This is a genomic window from Pantoea sp. SM3, assembly GCF_000963995.1.
Taxonomy (GTDB): domain Bacteria; phylum Pseudomonadota; class Gammaproteobacteria; order Enterobacterales; family Enterobacteriaceae; genus Pantoea; species Pantoea rwandensis_B.
Genome location: NZ_JZRD01000045.1, coordinates 1 through 20,718, shown reverse-complemented (window position 1 = coordinate 20,718; position 20,718 = coordinate 1). Strand labels below are relative to the sequence as shown.

Here is a 20,718-nt window from a genome sequence, read left to right as displayed (position 1 = left end):
TTGTCTGAAACACCCTGCCCGAGCAAGAATGATCAGCTGCGATCCACCGGGAAAGCAATCACGTCGCTTAATGCATTGGCTTTCAACGCCAGCATAATCAAACGATCCACACCCAACGCCACACCTGAACAAGCAGGCATGCCATGTGCCAGCGCATCCAGCAGGTTGGTATCAATTGGATGCTGCGGTAGGCCACGCGCTGCACGGCGACGATTATCCTGCTCAAAGCGCTGACGCTGTTCGCGGCTATCGGTTAACTCGCGGAAGCCGTTAGCCAGCTCCACGCCTTTGTAATACACCTCGAAGCGCTCCGCGACGCGATGATCCTCAGTGCTGATTTCGGCCAATGCCGCCTGACTGGCCGGGAAGTGATACACGAAGCACGGTTTGTCGTTACCAATCTTCGGTTCAACACCCAGCATAAACAGCAGCTGCAACAAGGTATCGCGGTCTTCTTCACGATTCGCCAGTTCACCCTCACCCAACTTCGTCGCGGCTTCACGCAGCTGCGTTTTATCCGCTGACAAAGGATCAAGTTCCAGATGGCGAATAAACGCCTGCTGATACGATAAAGATTCGGCGCTATCGCACTCCAGCACCTGCTGCATCAGATCATCGACTTCATTCATCAGGCGATACATATCGTAGTGAGGACGATACCACTCCAGCATGGTGAACTCTGGATTATGATGACGACCTGCCTCCTCATTACGGAAGCAACGCCCCATCTGATAGATCGGGCCACTGCCCGCCGCCAGCAGGCGCTTCATATGATATTCCGGGCTGGTCATCAGCCACAGGTCGCGCCCTTCCGCTGCGCCTGGACCCACAAAGCGCGTCTGGAATGGGACCAGATGGATATCCGTGATGGTCGCCTGGCTCATTGCCGGGGTATCGACCTCCAGCACGCCGCGATCGGCAAAGAAACGACGAATCTCCGCCAAAATAGCGGCGCGTTTCAACAAATTGGCAATGGGTGCGCTCGGCTGCCAGCTTGCCGTTTCGCTCATGTTGGTGACTCCTTATACAGATAAGGGGGAGAAGTCTACCCGTATTGGCTACGGCAAACAACGGCGTGACGGGATCGAAGGCGTTAGCGGTGCTTTTTCAGACAAAGAAAGAGGGAATCAGGAAATCCGGTACGAAATCGGGTTTCGCACCGGTTTGGATCACTGTGCGCTGCGCTGAATCGCTTTGCCACCGGCCTGAACGTCCTCGCCAACACCACGGGTGGTGTTGCAGGCGGTCAACACAGAGGAAAGCACCAGAACAGAAAGAATCGCGACAATACTTTTCTTTAACATAGCCATATCCTTGTTGGTTGCAATAAAAGTACAGCCATTCAAGCATAGACCTTATACACGACCTTGCTGGCTAAGCCGCTGAGAAAAGGCGGCGCCCTCGCAATTTATTTATCAGCTGCGCGTGAAATGGCACCGCCCAAATGGGAGACGTCTTCACCAAAGCCGTGGAAAGTGTTGCAGGCACTTAAAGCAGAAGAGACCAGCAACGCAAAAACAGCCAATTTCGCCATCTTTTTCATTATTCTGAACTCATAAAGGAAAAAAGGCGCATCGAGTGATGCGCCTGATTTGGCAATTATTTTACGCGCGAAACGTATTCGCCAGAGCGGGTGTCAACTTTAACCACTTCGCCAATCTGCACGAACAGTGGAACTTTGATCACTGCGCCAGTAGACAGGGTCGCTGGCTTGCCGCCGGTACCGGCAGTATCACCTTTCAGACCTGGATCTGTTTCGATGACTTCTGCTTCGATGAAGTTCGGTGGCTGAACAGCGATCGCTTTATCGTTCCACAGGGTAACGATACAATCCGCATTGTCCTGCAACCATTTGGTCACGTCGTCCAGCACTTTAGATTCGATCTGATACTGCTCGAAAGACTCTGGGTGCATGAAGTAATAGAAGTCGCCGTCGTTGTAAGAGTACTGCAGCGTCATATCACGAACGTCTGCGCCTTCGGCAGAGTCGGTAGATTTGAAGGTCTTCTCAACGCGAGAACCGGTCAGCAGACGACGCATTTTAACGCGTGCAAATGCCTGGCCTTTACCCGGTTTAACGAACTCACTGGCTTCGATGGCATATGGCTCGCCTTCGAACATGATTTTAAGACCGGGACGGAAATCGTTGCTAAGATAAGTCGCCATAAAGGCCCTCTGTAAATATTGAACTGGTAATAGCCAAAAAAATGGCAAACATTGTAACCCTAAATCCCCCCATCAGAGAAGATTGGTTGCAGCAACTTGCTGATGTTGTCACCGATCCTACTGAATTACTGCAACTTTTATCTCTCGAACAGCATGCGGATCTGGCCGCAGGCAACGATGCGCGCAAGCTTTTTGCGCTGCGCGTGCCGCGTGCCTTTATTCAGCGCATGACGCCAGGCGATGCAAACGACCCCCTTTTGCTGCAGGTGGTGACCAGCCGTCAGGAGTTTGTTGATGCGCCAGGTTACAGCACTGACCCGCTGGATGAGCAAAGTAGCGTGGTGCCCGGTTTATTGCATAAGTATCGCAACCGTGCGTTGTTGCTGGTGAAAGGTGGCTGTGCGGTTAACTGCCGCTACTGCTTCCGTCGCCATTTCCCCTATCAGGATAATCAGGGCAATAAGCGCAACTGGCAGGCGGCGATTGATTACATCGCTGAGCATCCAGAGCTGGATGAGATTATCTTCTCGGGTGGCGATCCGCTAATGGCCAAAGACCATGAGCTGGCGTGGCTGGTCGGCGCGCTGGAGAAAATCCCGCACCTGAAGCGTCTGCGCATTCATAGCCGCCTCCCGGTGGTGATCCCCGCACGTATTACCGAAGGGTTATGCCAGATTCTGGCCGAAACGCGCCTGCAAGTGCTGATGGTGAGCCATATCAACCACGCGCAAGAGATTGACGATGAGCTGCACTACGGCATGCAGATGCTAAAACGTGCGGGCGTCACTTTACTTAATCAAAGCGTGCTGCTGCGCGGTATCAATGATGATGCACAAGTGCTGGCTAACCTGAGCAACGCGCTGTTTGATGCCGGCATTCTGCCCTATTATCTGCACGTGCTGGATAAAGTACAGGGCGCGGCGCATTTCTTTGTGTCGGATTATGAAGCCCGTGCGCTAGTACGCCAGTTGTTAACCATGGTATCGGGTTATATGGTGCCGAAGCTGGCGCGCGAGATTGGTGGTGAGCCGAGCAAAACACCGCTGGATTTACAGCTACGTCAGGAATAACCGCCGCGCGAGACATTGCGCCCACAAAAAAAGCCGCATCAGCGGCTTTTTTTACATCTCTTTCATGCCATTACGGGCACTTATACACCTGACCAGACATTTTGCTGTCAAGCGGTGCGAAAGCTGAGAGCAGGTTCTGCGTTGGGCTGGTTGCACCGTAAATCACGTTGCCACCCATCTCTGCCGCGCGGTTACGCAGGTCATTGGCTGCGCCACGCAAAGAACTGCCTTCACCGCCTGATCCGCTCAACCAGTTGCTCTGTGAGCCGGTGACATTGCCCAGCAGCTGACATTGGCTTCCAGGCTGTTGGTCAACGAAAGTGACACGCTGTCCGCCGGAACTTAGTTGATTGGAGCTGCTGCAGCCCGCTAGCAGTAAAGTCCCTACCGCCAGTCCGAGCAAGAGGTTAATCCGCATTGTAATCCCCATTTATTATCATCAGTGTCGGGCGGCAGCGTAGCAGAAAAGCGTACTTTTTTTCTGAACATTCATTGCCCTAAACCCGCAAAGCCGAAGTATTGCGCTCATACTTATACCTTGTTCGCCACCAAAAGAAAAACCCCCGACCGTTTCCAATCGAGGGTTTTTCACATGACTTAAGCAGTCAGGGGCAAATTACATCATGCCGCCCATTCCGCCCATGCCACCCATGCCGCCAGCGCCACCTAAATCAGGAGCATCGCCTTTAGGCAGGTCGGTCACCATCGCTTCGGTGGTGATCATCAGGCCCGCAACAGAAGACGCGTACTGCAGCGCAGAACGGGTCACTTTGGTTGGGTCCAGGATACCGAAGTCGAGCATGTTGCCGTACTCTTCAGTCTGTGCGTTGTAGCCGTAGTTGCCGTCACCCGCTTTCACGTTGTTAGCAACAACAGATGGCTCTTCACCGGCGTTAGAAACGATCTGACGCAGAGGTGCTTCCATTGCGCGCAGCGCAACTTTGATACCCACGTTCTGATCTTCGTTCTGACCTTTCAGGCCAGAAGCAGCGATTTTCGCTGCAACGCGAACCAGTGCAACTCCACCACCAGCAACCACGCCTTCTTCAACCGCAGCACGGGTAGCGTGCAGGGCATCTTCAACGCGTGCTTTCTTCTCTTTCATTTCAACTTCAGTGGCTGCGCCCACTTTCAGAACGGCTACGCCGCCTGCCAGTTTCGCTACGCGCTCCTGCAGTTTTTCTTTGTCGTAATCAGAAGTGGCTTCTTCGATCTGCTGACGGATCTGAGTAACACGGCCCTGGATTGCGCCCTGGTCGCCCACACCATCGATGATGGTAGAAGTATCTTTGTTGATCACAACACGCTTAGCCTGACCCAGATCTTCCAGAGTCGCTTTTTCCAGCTCCATACCGATCTCTTCAGAGATTACGGTACCGCCGGTCAGGATTGCGATATCCTGCAGCATTGCTTTACGACGGTCGCCGAAGCCAGGTGCTTTAACCGCAGCGACTTTCACGATACCGCGCATGGTGTTAACCACCAGTGTTGCCAGTGCTTCGCCTTCAACATCTTCAGCGATGATCAGCAGTGGTTTACCGGCTTTCGCAACCGCTTCCAGTACTGGCAGCAGCTCACGGATGTTAGAGATTTTCTTATCGGCTAACAGGATGAATGGAGCATCCAGTTCGATAGCACCAGTCTCTGGCTTGTTGATGAAGTACGGAGACAGGTAGCCACGGTCGAACTGCATACCTTCAACCACGTCCAGCTCGTCTTGCAGGCCAGTGCCTTCTTCAACGGTGATAACGCCTTCTTTGCCAACTTTATCCATCGCATCTGCGATCAGAGTACCCACGGTTTCGTCGGAGTTAGCAGAGATGGTACCAACCTGAGCAATGGCTTTAGTATCCTGGCAAGGAACAGACAGCGCTTTCAGCTCTTCAACAGCAGCAGCAACGGCTTTGTCGATGCCGCGCTTCAGGTCCATTGGGTTCATGCCAGCCGCAACAGCTTTCAGGCCTTCGTTTACGATAGCCTGTGCCAGTACGGTAGCAGTAGTAGTACCGTCACCCGCAGCGTCGTTTGCTTTAGAGGCAACTTCTTTCACCATCTGAGCACCCATGTTTTCGAACTTGTCTTCCAGCTCGATTTCACGTGCTACAGAAACGCCATCTTTGGTGATGGTCGGTGCACCAAAAGATTTATCCAGAACCACGTTACGGCCTTTCGGGCCCAGGGTAACTTTTACTGCATCTGCCAGTACGTTAACGCCACGCAGCATTTTTACGCGTGCGTCATTACCGAATTTTACGTCTTTAGCTGCCATTTCAAATATCCCTTAAATTCGTTTCGTTCAGTGAATTACGCGTAATTACGCTTCGACAATCGCCAGGATGTCGCTTTCAGAGATGATCAGAACTTCTTCGTTATCGATCTTCTCAGTTTTGGCACCGTAGCCTTCGCTGAAGATAACCAGATCGCCAACTTTCACGTCCAGCGGCTTAACATCGCCGTTTTCCAGGATGCGGCCATTACCCACAGCCAGAACTTCACCACGGGTTGATTTGCCAGCTGCAGAGCCGGTCAGAACGATACCGCCAGCAGATTTAGCTTCAACTTCTTTACGCTTGACGATAACGCGATCGTGCAACGGACGAATTTTCATTTGGTAGCTCTCCTTTGAGAAGTCCAATCATTCAGTTTTTTGGGTTGAACCGGACTGCATGGCTTCCGGCCTCGTGGAGAGAGAGATAGGGTCACTAAAAAGGGCTTTCAAGGGGAAAAAAATAAAAAATTTTCGTTTGCGTAACAGATGGCGAAAAAGGCAGCAAAAAGGCGGCTTACGCCGCCTTGGTTAGACTCAGTGATCTTTATCGTGGCCAATACGATCCTGATCCTTTCGTTCGTATTCACCATCCATGGTATAGCCACTGTCCGGCCCTGCGCCGGGTCCGCGCCACACACGCAGATGCGGCATTAATTTCAGCGTCAGGTGCTTCTGTACCGGCGGTAACAGCAGCAGCAGGCCAAGAAAGTCAGTAAAAAATCCCGGCAACAGCAACAGAAATCCTGAGATGATCAGCGAAACGCTTTTGGTCATCTCCGCCGCTGGGCTTTCATTGCGCGCCAGCTTCTCCTGCATCAGACGGAAGTTCTTCATACCCTGGTTCTTTACCAGCGACACACCGATGCACGAGGTGAAGATCACCAGTAGCATGGTGAGCAGCACGCCGAGGGCATGCGCAACCTGAATGAAAATTGAGATCTCAATCCAGGCCAGAACAAAAAAAATCACGAACGGTATCCAGCGCACCGATATCTCCTGTGAGTAGGGCTGCCTCGCTTCTTGCCAGGCAGCAGAAAGGGATGGTCTGTCTGACCGTATTGATAGAGATGGGCATCTCAACCCGTGATTTCAACCGATCCTGCCAAATTTTTCCCACTGACTTAAAATTGCGAACTACATCACATATCGTTATTACCGCTGGGCCAGTAAATGCCCGTAAAGTGATCTGTGCACAAACAATTCTGTAACAACAGAATATGATCGTGCCCGCCAGCCCGAAGATGGATAATATGTCGGCACTGGTATTCCACGACAATATAATTGCTTCACCTGCACAGTGATTGTCGCCCGACCATCCCGGTCGCCCGGCAGTGACACCGCAGAAATAATAAGAAGGTAATCATGGCGAACAACATTCGTATCGAAGAAGACCTGTTAGGCATGCGCGAAGTCCCGGCAGACGCTTACTACGGTGTTCATACTCTGCGTGCGATTGAAAACTTCTACATTAGTAACAACAAAATCAGTGACATACCGGAGTTTGTTCGCGGTATGGTGATGGTGAAAAAAGCAGCCGCGCTCGCCAACAAAGAGCTGCAAACAATCCCTCGCAACATCGCAAACACCATTATTCAGGCCTGTGATGAAGTGCTGAATAACGGTAAATGCATGGATCAGTTCCCGGTTGACGTCTACCAAGGCGGCGCGGGTACCTCGGTTAACATGAACACCAATGAAGTGCTGGCGAACATCGGCCTGGAGCTGATGGGCCACCAGAAAGGTGAATACCAGTACCTTAACCCGAACGATCATGTGAACAAGTGTCAGTCCACCAACGACGCTTACCCTACCGGTTTCCGTATCGCGGTTTACGCCTCCATCCTGAAATTGCTGGATGGCATTAGCCAACTGAGCGAAGGCTTCCAGCGTAAAGCGGTCGAGTTCGAAAATATCCTCAAGATGGGTCGTACCCAGCTTCAGGATGCGGTACCAATGACGCTGGGCCAGGAGTTCCACGCGTTTAACGTGCTGCTGAATGAAGAAACCCGCAGCATTCTGCGCACGGCTGAACTGCTATTGGAAGTAAACCTGGGCGCCACGGCAATCGGGACTCGCCTCAACACGCCGGATGGCTACCAGCAACTGGCGGTTCAGCGTCTGGCGGAAGTCAGTAATCTGCCAGTGGTGCCTGCAGAAGACCTGATTGAAGCGACGTCCGACTGCGGTGCTTACGTGATGGTGCACTCCGCGCTGAAACGTCTGGCGGTGAAACTGTCGAAGATCTGTAACGACCTGCGCCTGCTCTCTTCCGGGCCACGTGCGGGTCTGAACGAAATCAACCTGCCAGAACTGCAGGCCGGTTCGTCAATCATGCCAGCCAAAGTGAACCCGGTCGTGCCAGAAGTGGTGAACCAGGTGTGCTTCAAGGTTATCGGCAACGACATTACCGTGACCATGGCGTCCGAAGCGGGTCAGCTGCAGCTGAACGTGATGGAACCGGTGATTGGCCAGGCGCTGTTCGAATCGATCAGCATTCTGACCAACGCCTGCTTCAACCTGCTGGAAAAATGCGTCAACGGCATCACGGCTAACAAAGCCGTATGTGAAGCTTACGTGTTCAACTCCATCGGTATCGTCACTTATCTCAACCCGTATATCGGCCACCATAATGGCGATATCGTCGGCAAGATTTGTGCGGAAACCGGTAAGAGCGTGCGTGAAGTGGTGCTGGAGCGCGGGTTGCTCACCGAAGCGGAACTGGATGACATCTTCTCGATTCAGAACCTGATGCATCCGACCTACAAAGCCAAACGCTACACCGACGAAAACGAACAGTAATCCGTTCCGGATCAAGTCGCAAAAAAGCACGCTTGTATACACTACGGCGTGCTTTTTTCTTATTGGCGGCTACAACTTTAAGAGTCAGGATCTCCCCCCGACTCAGGAGCGGAACGAATGGTGGTAGTGGAATTACTGATTGTCCTGCTGGCAATCTGGCTTGGTGCGCGTTTAGGCGGCATTGGGATTGGATTTGCTGGCGGTTTAGGTGTGCTGGTGCTAACGCTGTTCTGCGGCATGAAACCGGGTGCGATTCCTTTTGATGTGATCGAAATTATTATGGCGGTGATCGCCGCGATAGCCGCCATGCAGATTGCGGGCGGGCTCGATTACATGGTCGGCCTGGCGGAACGCCTGCTGCGTCGCCATCCACGTTACGTCACCTTCCTCGCGCCACTCGTCACCTATGTAATGACGCTGCTGGCAGGTACCGGACACACTGCGTTCTCGACGCTCCCCGTCATCGCCGAAGTGGCTAAAGAGCAAGGTGTACGCCCTTCACGCCCATTGTCGATTGCGGTGGTCGCCTCACAAATCGCCATTACCGCTTCACCGCTATCTGCAGCGGTGGTGTTCTTCGCCTCAATTCTTGAACCGCGCGGCGTCAGCTATCTGGCGCTGCTGGGCGTATCGATCCCAGCCACGATGGCCGCGATATTCTGTGCCGCCGTGATCACCAGCTTTCTCGGTAAAGAGTTAAAGGATGATGAGGTTTACCAGGCGCGGCTCGCCAAAGGCGAAGTCACCCTGCGAGGCGAGCGCGTTTATGAGATTAAACCCGGAGCCAAGCGTGCCGTGCTGCTGTTCCTGATCGGCATCGCAGCGGTGGTGCTCTACGCCACGGCCATCAGCGACAGCGTTGGGCTAATCAGCAACCCAGTGCTGCCTCGTAACGAAGCGATTGTGGTGTTTATGCTCACCGTTGCCACACTGATTTGCCTAACCTGCAAAGTCGATACTGGCGAAATCCTCAGCGCCAGTACTTTCAAATCCGGCATGAGTGCCTGTATCTGCGTGATGGGCGTGGCATGGCTGGGCGATACCTTTGTCAAAGCCCACCTGGCGGACATCCAGACTGCAGCTGGCGATATGTTGCAGAGCTACCCGTGGATGCTGGCGTTGATATTGTTCTTCGCTGCTACCCTGCTCTATTCACAGGCAGCGACCACCAAGGCGTTGATGCCTGCGGCACTGATGCTCGGCGTTTCCCCGCTGGCCGCAGTCGCCTCCTTTGCCGCGGTTTCGGCACTGTTCGTGTTGCCGACCTATCCCACCTTATTGGCAGCAGTAGAAATGGATGACACCGGTTCGACCCGAATCGGCAAGTTTGTGTTTAATCACTCCTTTATCATTCCCGGCGTGTTGGCGATTGCCTTCTCCGTGGCGTTTGGCTTCCTGTTTGGGAGCCTGATTCTGTAGCGCCGTTACATCCTGAAAACCTCGTGGCGAGGCGGCCGTGCTATCATCGCGGCTCATTCGCCACCGGAGCTGATTACATCCTCATGGCTGCACGACTTTCTCGCCTGATAGGCCTTTGCCTCGCATTGCTGTTTTGCTTTTCAGCACAGGCCAATATCTTCTCACCTAATAATAACAGCCGCTTTGTGCCGGTGGATCAGGCCTTTGGCTTCGATTTCAGCCAGCAGGGCAACCAACTCACACTGAGCTGGAAGGTGAAGGACGGCTATTACCTTTATCGTCAGCAGATTCATGTGACGCCGCAGAAAGCACAGATGGCACCTCTGGCTCTGCCCTCAGGACAGCCGCATGAGGATGAGTTCTTCGGCAAGAGCGAAATCTATCCGCAAGATTTACAGGTGCCGATCACTCTGCATCAGGCTGAGTCCGGTGCCACGCTCACGGTGACCTATCAGGGCTGTGCGGCCGCCGGTTTCTGCTACCCGCCCGAAACCCGCTCAGTGCCGCTCACTCCGGTTGCCGCCAATCACGATGCACCCGCCGTGAACGCGCAACCTGCGCAACAGCGTACGCCACTGCCGTTTTCACCGCTGTGGGCGCTGCTGATTGGCATCGGCGTCGCCTTCACGCCGTGCGTATTGCCGATGTATCCGCTGATCTCCAGCATCATCCTCGGTGGCCAGCGTCGCTACTCTGCTGGACGCCTGTTTGCGCTGGCGATGGTCTATGTGCAAGGGATGGCGTTGACCTATACCGTGCTTGGCATGGTGGTGGCCGCTGCAGGGCTGCGTTTCCAGGCGGCACTGCAGCATCCATACGTGTTGATTGGCCTGTCAGTGCTGTTCATGGTGCTAGCGTTATCGATGTTTGGCCTGTTCTCACTGCAACTGCCTTCCCGTCTGCAAACACGCCTGACGCTGTGGAGCAACCGTCAGCAAGGCGGTTCATTGCCGGGCGTATTTATGATGGGCGCGCTGGCGGGATTGATCTGCTCGCCCTGCACCACCGCGCCGCTGAGTGCCATTCTGCTGTATATCGCGCAAAGCGGTAACCTGTGGGCCGGTGCGGGCACGCTGTGGTTGTATGCCTTCGGCATGGGCCTGCCGCTGATCGCAGTCACGATGTTTGGTAATAAACTGCTGCCAAAAAGCGGGCCGTGGATGCAAAGCGTCAAAGAAGGTTTTGGCTTTGTGATTCTGGCGCTGCCGGTATTCCTACTGGAGCGGGTCATCGGCGATATCTGGGGCCTGCGTCTGTGGAGCCTGCTCGGCGTGGCCTTCTTTGCCTGGGCGTTTAGCCTCAGCCTGCGCGCTAATGGCAAATGGCGCATTCTGCAAATTGTGATGCTGGCGGCAGCACTGGTGGTCGCGCGTCCGTTGCAGGATTGGGCCTTTGGCAGCAGCGCCACTGCGCAATCTGTCGCACATCTGCCGTTCAAAACGGTGGCCAGCAGCGAGCAGCTTGATAACGCATTGCAGCAGGCACAAGGCCGCATCACCATGGTCGATCTCTACGCTGACTGGTGTGTGGCGTGCAAAGAGTTTGAGAAGTACACCTTTAGCGATGAAGCCGTGCGTGCCGATTTAAGTCAGGTACAGTTACTGCAAGCCAATGTCACCGCAAATAATGCACAGGATAACGCCCTGTTGCAGCATTTACAGGTATTAGGCTTGCCCACCATTCTGTTCTTTGATGCGCAAGGCAAAGAAATCCCTGACTCACGCGTCACCGGTTTCCTTAACGCTGCCGACTTCCGCACGCATTTGCACAATCTGTCGCGTTAAACGACACTGGTTGCAGGACACTGCCCGTTCGTGCGCGAGCGGGCCCGCACTCCAGAGGAGAGTCACTTGCAACGTGAACAGATTCTTGAGCATGCGCTGAATGTGCTTGAGCAAAGCGGCCTTGCCGCCACCACTTCCCTGCAGCAACTGGCGGGGGAAACCGGATTAGCACCCGAACATCTTGAACGATATTGGCCCGATCGCGATGCCCTGCTGTATGACGCGCTGCGCTATCACGGTCAGCAGATTGACAGCTGGCGCCGCCAGATACAGCTTAATGAACATCTCACGGCCCAACAAAAACTGCTGGCGCGCTATGACGTGTTATCCGAACACGTGAGCAAAGGACGTTTTCCTGGCTGCCTGTTTATCGCCGCCTGCAGCTTCTATCCGCAGCCTGACCAACCCGTGCATCAGCTTGCCGAGCAGCAGAAACGCAGCTCATGGCAGTTCACTCATGAGATTCTGGTGGATTTGGCACTGGATAACCCAACCATGGTGGCCGATCAAATGGAGCTGATTCTTGAAGGTTGTCTGAGCAAACTGTTGGTGAAACGCAACGTGCATGATGTCGCCACCGCGCGTCGTCTGGCGGAAGATGTGCTGAGCATTGCGTTGTGCCGGCAGAATGGGGCATTAACCTGAATTTAAGGCTGCGGCAGAGTCGTCCGTTTAACCCGCGACAACGTACAATCTTGCCATCAACCTTATCGCCAGTTCAGGTGGAGACACTGCGAGCCTCTTCACGGCCAATACTATCGCCGATGCGCACGTTGAGATTTTGCACGACCTGCCTGAAAAGCAAGCAATCAGTCACGATTGCTACGCTTTTTTGACGAAAGCCGTTGACGGCTGAAAGCCATTAAGGTTTAATGCGCCCCGTTGCCCGGATAGCTCAGTCGGTAGAGCAGGGGATTGAAAATCCCCGTGTCCGTGGTTCGATTCCGCGTCCGGGCACCAACATTCTGAAAACCCAGCTTATGGCTGGGTTTTTGCTTTTCTGCGTTTGTCATTTCTCAACCGGATCCAATTTTCAAATCCCCCTCTCGACTTGATTATGTCCCATTTTATGGACTTAAATCTCCTTACAGTCACATAAAGTGCAATATAAGGGACTTTATAAATCATCCGCTTGTCATGACAATAATCCGATAGAGTTCTATAATTAGGACATTAAACGCTTAACCGACGATAAAGTGTCTTCTTTGGGACTTTAAAGATATGACTACTCCTTCCGCATCCGCTCTGGCAGAGGACATCGGCCAGAGACTCAAGCAGGCCCGTCTTAATCGTGACTTAACGCAAACGGAGGTTGCTGAGCGCGCAGGTATTGCACGAAAGTCTGTGCTCAATGCTGAAAAAGGAAAAGCGCAGTTCGATGTCTTTATCGCCATCATGATAGCGTTGGAGCTCACAGAAAAGCTGGAGCTGTTTCTGCCACGTCAGGAAATATCCCCGATTCAACTTGCAAAGTTGCAGGGTAAACAAAGGCGTAGAGCTTCAGGGCAACGAAAAGATAAACCGCTCAGGGAGGAGAAATCAGAATGGTAATGGAAGTTATCAATGTTACCTATGCACAACAAGAAGTGGGTGCGTTCTGCAAAGCCGCTGTCTTAGATATTTAAACAGCATCAATGAACATAATCGCATCAAGATAAGCTGCAGGATGCCTCAAGGCATCCTCAAACGACCTGCAACCGAAAATCTTCACCATTCATCCAAATGAAATAGAGAAACTTATTAATGTTAAAGCAGAAAAGTTCGCCCATCGCCCGTAGGTAGTTCAACGTTCAAGCTCAGCTTTCCGCCTAATGCCTCAACATACTTTTTTAGGCTTGAGAGTTTTATATCATCGCCTCGGGCTTCAATAGCTGCTATGGCTGGCTGTGAAACGCCCATTTTCTCGGCTAACTGTACTTGTGAGAGCTCAAGCTCTTCGCGTAAGTGTCGTAATTGAACCTCAATAATTTTATCCGCGACTTTAGCCTTAATTCTCTTCTGTGATTCTGGAGATCGTTGTGCAATGAGTTCTTCCAGTTTAGGCATGTATTATTCCTCTCAAATGCTTGCTGTATTCTTGATCTGCTAATTTGATCATTGATCGGTAAAACCGCTTCTGATTGATCCCCGTTTTGTCCCCTGCACACAAGACGATCCCCTTCCTTCTGGGATCGAATGCGAAGAACGCCCGAACAGGTCTACCATTACTTTGCACGCGCAATTCTTTCATGTTTGCATATTGAGAACCGATGATGGTGTCTACATCAGGCCGCCCTAAATGAGGGCCGAAGATTTTCAACACTTCCAGGCTTGCGAGTACATCTTCAATCATTTCATCATCCTGCGCTTTTAGCCACGCTGCAAAATGCTCCGTTGTATCAACGCTCCAGTTGTTCAAAAGTCCCTCACCTGAACTGTAGTTTATACGCCTTGGATATAAACTAGAAGTTATATTTGAAGCTTACCCTTTTTCAATACCTGAACGCTTAAGTGAGTTTCAAATAATGTTGAACTGAGATACATCGCGAATAAAACTGCAAACGGCCTGCAAAGTGCAGTTAGTCATAGGTACCGCCCCTAAAGCTCAGAACCCATGAGCAGCATTCATAAGCTCATGCCAATTGCCCCTACAGTCATCAGAGGCCTTCCCCGCTATGCTTGCCGCATCACTCATTACTCAAGGCGGGAGACACAATGAAAGAGATTATGGTGGTTATCGGGGCAGGTGCGATTGGACAAGCTATCGCGCGTCGCGTGAGCCAGGGTAAAACCGTGCTGCTGGCAGACCTCAACACGGACAACTGCGCAGCCGCTGCACAAAGCTTACGTGATGCAGGCTTTACAGTAGAAACCAGCCAGGTCGATGTCAGTGCGCGTCAATCGATTCAACATCTGGTGCAGCAGGCCACTGCACTGGGCGCCATCAAAGGTGTGATTCATTCGGCGGGTGTTTCGCCTTCTCAGGCTAGTCCCGCCACCATTTTGCAGGTCGATCTCTACGGTACGGCCGTGGTGCTGGAAGAGTTCGGTCAGCACATTGCGTCAGGCGGTTGCGGAATCGTGATTGCTTCGCAATCCGGGCATCGGCTGCCTGCGCTCACGGTAGAACAAAACGAAGCGTTAGCCATCACGCCAACAGAGGATTTGCTCAGCCTGCCATTTTTGCAGAACACCGCATTCAGCGATCCTTTGCTGGCTTATCAATATGCCAAACGCGGCAACGCTCTGCGTGTGATGGCCGAAGCGGCGAAATGGGGCCAGCGTGGCGCGCGCGTCAACAGCATCAGCCCCGGCATCATCTTTACGCCCCTGGCGAATGATGAACTGAATGGCCCACGCGGTGTGGGCTATCGCAATATGCTGGCAAAATCACCGGTCGGCCGAGGCGGAACCGCCGACGAAGTTGCCGCGCTGGCCGCCCTCATCATGGGGCCTGAAGGCGGCTATATCAGCGGCAGTGATTTTCTGATGGATGGTGGCGTGACGGCATCTTATTGGTACGGTGATTTGAAACCCTGATTCACTTCCCCGCCGAATATCTTCTTCGGCGGGCTAAATAAATAATATGCAATACGCTCAGCCATACTTTAAAAGTATTTAGTCATAACAATATCCAATAAAATTATTAATCAGCGGTTTAAATAAGGTGGGAATATTATTTCGTGATCCTGATTTTATTCGCTGTAACACCGTATTCGTAACACACCGCTAATCCCTTACACTCTCCTGAATTCAGTGAATTATCCATTCCCTGATCATCTGAAAATAAAACTCAGTTTATTAACCGGCGAGATTCGCTGGTCATCATTTATCGATTACAAGTTAATAACCCTGACAGGAGAAATAAAATGACCGCAGGAAATCGTATTTATTTACGCCGCCCTTCCGATGCCGAACCCTTACTGGAAGCGTTCCGCCGTTTACCCGCAGCGGTAGTGGCCGACTGCATGAGTCGCTTGCCTGCACTATCCGCAGAGATTAGCCTGAAAACTGCGCCTAAAGCCCCCATCATGTGCGGCCTGGCAGTTACCGTGAAGGCACGCTCTGGCGATAACCTGATGTTGCATAAAGCGCTGGATATGGCCGGGCCGAACGATGTGATTATCCTGTCGAATGAGGGTGACCGCAGCCAATCATTGATGGGTGAAGTGATGGCCACTTACGCCAGACAGCGCGGTATGGCAGGCATCGTTCTGGATGGTCCGGTACGCGATATTGAGGGTTTATCACGCATGGATTTTCCGATTTATGCCGCCGGACACACGCCTGGTGGCCCTTTCAAAGATGGTCCAGGCGAAATCAACGTGCCGATTGCCTGCGGTAAAATTCACGTTTCACCGGGTGATATCGTTTTGGGCGATGCCGATGGGGTGATCGTCATTCCACGCCAGGATGCCGCGCGCATTCTCGAAGCGGCACAAGCTTACTTGATCGTCGATGAACATAACTTTGAGCTGGCGAAAACCGGTTCTCTGGAACGCGGTTGGCTGGCGGAAGCACTGCAAAACAAGCAGGTGGAAATTATCGATGATGTCTATCGGTAACGTGCCAGCATGACAGCGAAGAATTGCAAAGGTCATCATCCATGGTGGCCTGTCTTTCGCTAAGCCCGCAGCTAAATAACCCGCAATTGCACCACATCACGGCGTACTGCTCACCATCGCCAACTTGCGCTGACGGTTTTCCCGCCATACCGCAAAGATTCCTGCTAGTGCCACAATCGATGCGCCAAATAGGGTTGTCGTGCCTGGCAGGCTATTGAGGAACAGATAGCCAATCAGCATCGACCACACCAGCGTAGTGTAATCAAACGGTGCCAGCAGCGAGGCATCAGCATAGCGCAGGCTGAGCGTCACCAGAATCTGTGCCAGACCGCCAAATAAACCACAGCCCACCAACAGCAGCCACTGCAAGCCGGTGGGCTTTACCCAGCCGAAAAATGCCGTTGCCAGGCCAATCAACGTCGTCATCAGCGAAAAATAGAACACGATCGCGCCCGGTTTTTCGATGCCATTCAAAAAACGGATCTGCACATTCGAGGTGGCCGTACAGAGTGCGGCAATCAATGCAAAAGCAACACCAAGGCTGGCCGTGGCGCTGCTGGCACCGCCTGCCAGCACGCCGCCGCTAGCCGCAAGACTGGAGGAGAGCATAATCAGAATGCCCGACAATCCTACCACCACGGCCACCCAGCGCGACACGCGCACCCGCTCCTTCAACAGCATCGCCGCCATGATCACCGTGAAAAGCGGTGCGGCGTAACTCAGTGCGGTGGCATCAGCCAGCGAGATATACACCAGCGCCAGATAGTTAAAATACATGCCGCCGGTGCCAGAGAAACCGCGAATGAAATGGCCAAACAGATTACGCGTTTTGAGATTCTCCAGCGCGTTACCCTGCATTTTCAGCCAGATTAACAGTGGAAATAGCGCGATAAAACTGCGGAAAAAAATCACTTCGCCGGTGGGGATAGCACCGTTCAGACCTTTAACACAGGCCAGCATCAGCGTGGCGCTGAGTGCGGCGAATATCTTTAATAACACGCCTAATCGGGGATTCATGCTCTCACTCTTCTCTCTCTACCACGTGCAATCGGCGGGGTTGCCGAGAGGACAACGCGGCTAACACTAGGGAGAAAAATGTGCGCTGGATAACACTTTTTCGCTCTGCCTGAATAGAAATAACTTATCGCCATCGGTCATATCATTTCCCTATTGCATAACACGCTTTCCCTCTTTTTCGCCGCAAAACAAAGCCGATATAGTCCAGAAAAGCGAGATTTTGCGCTCCTAAGCAGTATCCACCCTTGAGGGAATGCACATGACCATGAAAAAACTGACCACCCTTGGCCTGGTAATGCTGCCGTTACTGGCTGTTTCGGCGGCGCAGGCAGATATGATGGCGAACATTAAATCGAGCGGTGAACTGAAATGCGCCGTTTACTCCGACGTACCGCCCTTCTCTTCGCCAGATCCACAAACGCGCCAGCTGGCTGGCATGGATATCGACCTGTGTAACGCTCTGGCCAGGCAGATGAACGTCAAACTAACTCTGGTGCCGACCTCTGTGGAAGCGCGTATCGCGGTGATCGCCACCGGCCGTGCCGATGTATTGATTGCTAACCTGGCCTACACCAAAACGCGTGGCAATCAGATCCAGTTCAGCGATCCTTACTACGTGGCGAAGGAGATGCTGCTGGTGAAAGCGCCGCTGGCAGATAAACCACTGGACTATTTCAAAGGCAAACGTATCAGCGCCACCAAGGGCACCACGTCCGAGCAATCGATCCACATCAAAGGCGGTAAAGCCGTTACCTTCCAGGATTCTGCCTCCGCCTTCCTGGCGCTGGAGCAGAACAAATCCGTGGGCTTTGTCACTAACACCATGACCGGGATGAAAACCATCGCCCAGGCGAAAAAAGACGGCATCAATCTGGCGATGGTGAAAGAGCCGATGGCGCTGGAACCGATTGGTGTCGGCATGAAAAAGGATGAACCTGCCCTGCTGGCCAGCGTTAACAGCAGCCTGAAAGCGATGGACGACGATGGCACCATCGACAAAATCTGGAACACCTGGATCGGACCAAATACCGAATACAAAATGGTGCGCGAAGAGCGCGTACAGCCGCTCTCCAGCCTGAAATTTGAACCACTGGAATAATCATGCCCGTGATGTCGCAACCGGATATCCAGCCCGCCAGCGCCTCTGCGCTGGCTTGTTCCTCTTCGATTACGCTCTCCACCATCGGTGCCCGCGCGTGGCTGGTGGAAGCACCGGGCGGATTCGATCTCTCCGCTCAACGCCGCATCTGGTCACTGGCACGTTTGCTGCAGGCGGATGAGGCGGTTGAAGCCTTGATCCCCGGCGTCACCAATCTGCTGGTGCTGTTCCGACACATTCCCCAGGACGAAGCGGCCATACGTGCCTCACTGCATGCCGCCTGGGATCAAGCGCAGGCGATCAGTCCGCAGGGCAAACTGATTGAAATCCCGGTCTATTACGGCGGCGAGCATGCCACCGATCTGGATGCGGTTTGCCGTCACACCGGATTCAGCGCACGCGAAGTGGTGCGCCGTCACCATCAAAGCGAATACACCGTGTTTGCTCTCGGCAGCGCGCCGGGCTTTGGTTACTTGCATGGACTCGATCCGCAATTAGCCACGCCACGCAAGAAAGTTCCCTCGCTCAGTATGCTCAAAGGCACGGTTACCATTGGTGGGGCCCAGGCCGGTGTTTCAGCGCTGACCGGCCCCAACGGCTGGAACGCCATCGGTTTTGCCGAGCTGGAAGTGTTTGATCCTCTGGCTGAGTCCCCCGCGCTGATGGCACCGGGCGATCGTATCCGTTTTCTGCCGCAGAGGATTGAACTGTGATCGAAATTGAACAGAGCGGCGCCCTGAACACCGTTCAGGATCTGGGGCGTTTCAACTTCCGCCATATGGGTGTCTCGGTCAGCGGCGTAATGGACCCGTTAGCGTTACGTGCGGGTAATCTGCTGCTCGGCAATGAAGAAAATGCCGCCGCCATTGAAGTTCAGCTGTTCCCATTCCGTGTACGTTTTTTGCAGGACAGCAGCATTGCGGTAACAGGTGCGGATTGTCGCGCCACTTTAGACGGTGTGCCGTTGCTGCCCTGGTGGGGCTGCGGCGTGCGTGCCGGACAGGTGCTGGAAATGCGTTACCCGCGCAGTGGCGCACGCGGTTATCTCTGTATAGCAGGCGGCATTGATGTGCCAATGGTGCTGGGATCGCGCAGCACGGCACTGCGCGGCGGCTTTGGTGGTTTGGAAGGCCGCCCACTGCAGCGTGGCGACCGCCTGGCGCTGGGTGAAACACAAGCTTCCCCATTGCCCACCAGCGGTATCGGCATTGAGCCGCCCGACAGCGCCCTGCGTGCACATTTCCCGCGTAACAGCGCAGGTGAGATTCAGTTGCGCGCCATTCCATCCGGCGAATATCCCTTGTTTGCTGCCGATGCCGGTCGCTTCTGGCAGCAATCATGGCAGGTCTCCAATCAAAGCAATCGCACCGGATATCGACTGGCGGGCGATCCGATTTTCCCGTCACAAACCATTGAGATGCGTTCTTACGGGCTCATACCTGGCATTGTGCAGGTGCCGCCCGGCGGCGAGCCGATCATTCAGCTCAGCGATGCCAACACCGCAGGCGGTTATCCCAAGATCGCCGGGGTGATCGAGCAGGATTTGTGGCGTTTAGGACAGGTATTACCCGGCCAATCGATCCAGCTGATCCAGAGCGATACGCGTGAGGCCATCGCCATCGAGCAACAGGTCGCAGGCTGGCTGAGCCGCTTACGTGTGAGCTGCCCACCGCTGCGTAAAGCGTTAACCGCATAATTTTCCGAAGGAACCCAAACCATGAAGATTGATGTGAACTCCGATATGGGCGAAGGCTTCGGCGTTTATCAACTGTGCGATGACGCCGCGCTGATGAAAGTGGTCTCCTCAGCCAATATCGCCTGTGGATTCCACGCCGGCGATCCGGCGATCATGACCCGAATGGTGCGACTGGCGAAAGAGAACGGTGTCGGCATTGGTGCACATCCGGGCTTGCCCGATCGTCAGGGTTTTGGTCGTCGCGAACTGCCGTTCAGTGCTGAAGAGATCTGCCAGCAGGTGGCTTATCAACTCGGCGCGCTGACAGCGATTGCTCAGGCAGAAGGCACGAAGGTGTCGCACTTTAGCTTCCACGCTGCGATGGGCAATATCGTCAATCGCGACGAGGCATTAGCGCAGCAGGTGATGACGCTGATAGCACGTATCAATGCGGATCTGATTGTGTTCGCACAACCCGATACCATCATTGAGCGAGCGGCACAGGCAGCGGGCTTGAAAACCCTGACGCTGTTTCTCGCCGACCGCGCCTACGATGCTCAAGGGCGCTTAGTGCCGCGCGGCATTGCCGGCTCGGTGATCAAAGAGGAAACGGCGCTGCGTGCCCGCGTGCGGCAGTTCCTGCAGCATGGCACTGTCACCACCTTCGAAGGGGAAGTGATAGCTGTCCGCGCGCGTTCGATCCTGGTGCACAGCGATACGCCAGGCTCCCTGGCCCTCGCCAGCATCGTACGCAGTGAAATCGAAGCCAGCGGCCATCAGGTGGCACCGGCGGCAGAAGTGCTTGCTCAGTAACGTTTTTTCATCGCCCAAATAAAAATGGCTGCCCTTCGGCATAATGCTTGTCAGTTAAGATCT

General features: G+C 53.6%; 23 protein-coding genes and 1 tRNA gene. 13 read left to right on the top strand and 11 right to left on the bottom strand.

All coding sequences use genetic code 11. From position 1 onward, the window contains the following. Positions 1–32: 32 nt before the first annotated feature. The 4 genes from epmA to efp all read right to left on the bottom strand — a co-directional run bounded on the left by epmA (position 33) and on the right by efp (position 2,166). Complete coding sequence (epmA, locus tag VI01_RS22115) at positions 33–1,010, bottom strand: elongation factor P--(R)-beta-lysine ligase (protein ID WP_038649528.1); 978 nt, start codon at positions 1,008–1,010, stop codon at positions 33–35. 159 nt (positions 1,011–1,169) lie between these two features. Continuing rightward, entirely contained in the window at positions 1,170–1,304 is a 135-nt protein-coding gene (locus VI01_RS22110; RefSeq protein WP_038649531.1) for an entericidin A/B family lipoprotein, read from the bottom strand. Between the two features lie 104 nt (positions 1,305–1,408). Continuing rightward, complete coding sequence (locus VI01_RS22105) at positions 1,409–1,543, bottom strand: entericidin A/B family lipoprotein (RefSeq protein ID WP_034826667.1); 135 nt, start codon at positions 1,541–1,543, stop codon at positions 1,409–1,411. Between the two features lie 56 nt (positions 1,544–1,599). After that, the gene (gene efp / locus VI01_RS22100) at positions 1,600–2,166 is read right to left on the bottom strand and encodes an elongation factor P (protein ID WP_034826669.1); all 567 of its coding nucleotides are present in this window, start codon (positions 2,164–2,166) and stop codon (positions 1,600–1,602) included. A gap of 41 nt (positions 2,167–2,207) precedes the next feature. Here efp and epmB point away from each other — a divergent pair, with 41 nt between their 5' ends. Beyond that, positions 2,208–3,236, top strand: coding sequence for an EF-P beta-lysylation protein EpmB (epmB, locus tag VI01_RS22095; protein WP_045816642.1), 1,029 nt, complete (start codon positions 2,208–2,210; stop codon positions 3,234–3,236). Between the two features lie 70 nt (positions 3,237–3,306). On the opposite strand, the gene VI01_RS22090 is transcribed toward epmB, so the two are convergent. The 4 genes from VI01_RS22090 to VI01_RS22075 form a co-directional block, all read right to left on the bottom strand. Continuing rightward, a complete protein-coding gene (locus VI01_RS22090) occupies positions 3,307–3,654 on the bottom strand; it encodes a DUF4156 domain-containing protein (protein WP_034826674.1) in 348 nt (115 codons plus the stop codon). A gap of 198 nt (positions 3,655–3,852) precedes the next feature. After that, positions 3,853–5,505 (bottom strand): chaperonin GroEL, encoded by a 1,653-nt coding sequence (gene groL, locus VI01_RS22085; protein ID WP_045816641.1) that lies wholly within the window; start codon positions 5,503–5,505, stop codon positions 3,853–3,855. Positions 5,506–5,550: 45 nt separating this feature from the next. Continuing rightward, positions 5,551–5,844, bottom strand: coding sequence for a co-chaperone GroES (locus VI01_RS22080; protein ID WP_021507766.1), 294 nt, complete (start codon positions 5,842–5,844; stop codon positions 5,551–5,553). A gap of 195 nt (positions 5,845–6,039) precedes the next feature. Continuing rightward, positions 6,040–6,492 (bottom strand): FxsA family protein, encoded by a 453-nt coding sequence (locus VI01_RS22075; RefSeq protein WP_038649546.1) that lies wholly within the window; start codon positions 6,490–6,492, stop codon positions 6,040–6,042. Between the two features lie 375 nt (positions 6,493–6,867). On the opposite strand from VI01_RS22075, the gene aspA reads away from it, so the two are divergent. The 6 genes from aspA to VI01_RS22045 all read left to right on the top strand — a co-directional run bounded on the left by aspA (position 6,868) and on the right by VI01_RS22045 (position 13,058). Next, on the top strand, positions 6,868–8,304 hold the full coding sequence (aspA, locus tag VI01_RS22070) for an aspartate ammonia-lyase (protein ID WP_007886584.1): 1,437 nt from the start codon (positions 6,868–6,870) through the stop codon (positions 8,302–8,304). A gap of 117 nt (positions 8,305–8,421) precedes the next feature. Next, positions 8,422–9,723 (top strand): anaerobic C4-dicarboxylate transporter, encoded by a 1,302-nt coding sequence (locus VI01_RS22065; protein ID WP_038649549.1) that lies wholly within the window; start codon positions 8,422–8,424, stop codon positions 9,721–9,723. Between the two features lie 83 nt (positions 9,724–9,806). Continuing rightward, positions 9,807–11,507: a protein-disulfide reductase DsbD gene (locus VI01_RS22060; RefSeq protein WP_045816640.1), complete on the top strand. Its 1,701-nt coding sequence runs from the start codon at positions 9,807–9,809 to the stop codon at positions 11,505–11,507. A gap of 66 nt (positions 11,508–11,573) precedes the next feature. Next, a complete protein-coding gene (locus VI01_RS22055; protein WP_045816639.1) occupies positions 11,574–12,152 on the top strand; it encodes a transcriptional regulator in 579 nt (192 codons plus the stop codon). Positions 12,153–12,391: 239 nt separating this feature from the next. After that, positions 12,392–12,467, top strand: a tRNA-Phe gene (locus tag VI01_RS22050). Positions 12,468–12,728: 261 nt separating this feature from the next. After that, positions 12,729–13,058 (top strand): helix-turn-helix transcriptional regulator, encoded by a 330-nt coding sequence (locus VI01_RS22045; protein ID WP_045816638.1) that lies wholly within the window; start codon positions 12,729–12,731, stop codon positions 13,056–13,058. 195 nt (positions 13,059–13,253) lie between these two features. On the opposite strand, the gene VI01_RS22040 is transcribed toward VI01_RS22045, so the two are convergent. Together VI01_RS22040 and VI01_RS22035 are read right to left on the bottom strand one after the other, a co-directional pair. Continuing rightward, positions 13,254–13,553 (bottom strand): helix-turn-helix domain-containing protein, encoded by a 300-nt coding sequence (locus tag VI01_RS22040; RefSeq protein WP_034826692.1) that lies wholly within the window; start codon positions 13,551–13,553, stop codon positions 13,254–13,256. Beyond that, a complete protein-coding gene (locus VI01_RS22035) occupies positions 13,546–13,905 on the bottom strand; it encodes a type II toxin-antitoxin system RelE/ParE family toxin (RefSeq protein WP_034826694.1) in 360 nt (119 codons plus the stop codon). Before VI01_RS22035 ends, VI01_RS22040 begins: the two co-directional genes overlap by 8 nt. Positions 13,906–14,201: 296 nt before the next feature. Between VI01_RS22035 and VI01_RS22030 the strand changes: the two genes are divergently transcribed. Beyond that, on the top strand, positions 14,202–15,026 hold the full coding sequence (locus VI01_RS22030; protein WP_045816636.1) for an SDR family oxidoreductase: 825 nt from the start codon (positions 14,202–14,204) through the stop codon (positions 15,024–15,026). 329 nt (positions 15,027–15,355) lie between these two features. Then, the gene (locus tag VI01_RS22025; RefSeq protein ID WP_038643513.1) at positions 15,356–16,051 is read left to right on the top strand and encodes an RraA family protein; all 696 of its coding nucleotides are present in this window, start codon (positions 15,356–15,358) and stop codon (positions 16,049–16,051) included. Between the two features lie 96 nt (positions 16,052–16,147). Here the strand turns inward: VI01_RS22025 and VI01_RS22020 are convergent, their stop codons facing one another. After that, entirely contained in the window at positions 16,148–17,068 is a 921-nt protein-coding gene (locus VI01_RS22020) for a DMT family transporter (RefSeq protein ID WP_045816635.1), read from the bottom strand. Positions 17,069–17,327: 259 nt separating this feature from the next. Between VI01_RS22020 and VI01_RS22015 the strand changes: the two genes are divergently transcribed. Genes VI01_RS22015 through VI01_RS22000 form a run of 4 tightly spaced genes read left to right on the top strand, consistent with a single transcriptional unit; the run spans position 17,328 to position 20,655 of the window. Continuing rightward, positions 17,328–18,167: a transporter substrate-binding domain-containing protein gene (locus tag VI01_RS22015; RefSeq protein ID WP_045816634.1), complete on the top strand. Its 840-nt coding sequence runs from the start codon at positions 17,328–17,330 to the stop codon at positions 18,165–18,167. An 11-nt stretch (positions 18,168–18,178) separates the two neighbouring features. Further along, the gene (pxpB, locus tag VI01_RS22010) at positions 18,179–18,880 is read left to right on the top strand and encodes a 5-oxoprolinase subunit PxpB (RefSeq protein ID WP_369800300.1); all 702 of its coding nucleotides are present in this window, start codon (positions 18,179–18,181) and stop codon (positions 18,878–18,880) included. After that, a complete protein-coding gene (locus VI01_RS22005) occupies positions 18,877–19,863 on the top strand; it encodes a biotin-dependent carboxyltransferase family protein (RefSeq protein WP_045816632.1) in 987 nt (328 codons plus the stop codon). The genes pxpB and VI01_RS22005 overlap by 4 nt, the downstream gene beginning before the upstream one ends. Before the next feature lie 21 nt (positions 19,864–19,884). Then, positions 19,885–20,655, top strand: coding sequence for a 5-oxoprolinase subunit PxpA (locus VI01_RS22000; RefSeq protein ID WP_045816631.1), 771 nt, complete (start codon positions 19,885–19,887; stop codon positions 20,653–20,655). The last annotated feature ends 63 nt before the right edge of the window (positions 20,656–20,718 follow it).

Coding starts and splice junctions, on each gene's coding strand:
- epmA (WP_038649528.1), bottom strand. CDS start 1,010: ATGAGCGAAACGGCAAGCTGGCAGCCGAGCGCACCCATTGCCAATTTG.
- VI01_RS22110 (WP_038649531.1), bottom strand. CDS start 1,304: ATGTTAAAGAAAAGTATTGTCGCGATTCTTTCTGTTCTGGTGCTTTCC.
- VI01_RS22105 (WP_034826667.1), bottom strand. CDS start 1,543: ATGAAAAAGATGGCGAAATTGGCTGTTTTTGCGTTGCTGGTCTCTTCT.
- efp (WP_034826669.1), bottom strand. CDS start 2,166: ATGGCGACTTATCTTAGCAACGATTTCCGTCCCGGTCTTAAAATCATG.
- epmB (WP_045816642.1), top strand. CDS start 2,208: ATGGCAAACATTGTAACCCTAAATCCCCCCATCAGAGAAGATTGGTTG.
- VI01_RS22090 (WP_034826674.1), bottom strand. CDS start 3,654: ATGCGGATTAACCTCTTGCTCGGACTGGCGGTAGGGACTTTACTGCTA.
- groL (WP_045816641.1), bottom strand. CDS start 5,505: ATGGCAGCTAAAGACGTAAAATTCGGTAATGACGCACGCGTAAAAATG.
- VI01_RS22080 (WP_021507766.1), bottom strand. CDS start 5,844: ATGAAAATTCGTCCGTTGCACGATCGCGTTATCGTCAAGCGTAAAGAA.
- aspA (WP_007886584.1), top strand. CDS start 6,868: ATGGCGAACAACATTCGTATCGAAGAAGACCTGTTAGGCATGCGCGAA.
- VI01_RS22065 (WP_038649549.1), top strand. CDS start 8,422: ATGGTGGTAGTGGAATTACTGATTGTCCTGCTGGCAATCTGGCTTGGT.
- VI01_RS22060 (WP_045816640.1), top strand. CDS start 9,807: ATGGCTGCACGACTTTCTCGCCTGATAGGCCTTTGCCTCGCATTGCTG.
- VI01_RS22045 (WP_045816638.1), top strand. CDS start 12,729: ATGACTACTCCTTCCGCATCCGCTCTGGCAGAGGACATCGGCCAGAGA.
- VI01_RS22040 (WP_034826692.1), bottom strand. CDS start 13,553: ATGCCTAAACTGGAAGAACTCATTGCACAACGATCTCCAGAATCACAG.
- VI01_RS22030 (WP_045816636.1), top strand. CDS start 14,202: ATGAAAGAGATTATGGTGGTTATCGGGGCAGGTGCGATTGGACAAGCT.
- VI01_RS22025 (WP_038643513.1), top strand. CDS start 15,356: ATGACCGCAGGAAATCGTATTTATTTACGCCGCCCTTCCGATGCCGAA.
- VI01_RS22020 (WP_045816635.1), bottom strand. CDS start 17,068: ATGAATCCCCGATTAGGCGTGTTATTAAAGATATTCGCCGCACTCAGC.
- VI01_RS22015 (WP_045816634.1), top strand. CDS start 17,328: ATGACCATGAAAAAACTGACCACCCTTGGCCTGGTAATGCTGCCGTTA.
- pxpB (WP_369800300.1), top strand. CDS start 18,179: ATGTCGCAACCGGATATCCAGCCCGCCAGCGCCTCTGCGCTGGCTTGT.
- VI01_RS22000 (WP_045816631.1), top strand. CDS start 19,885: ATGAAGATTGATGTGAACTCCGATATGGGCGAAGGCTTCGGCGTTTAT.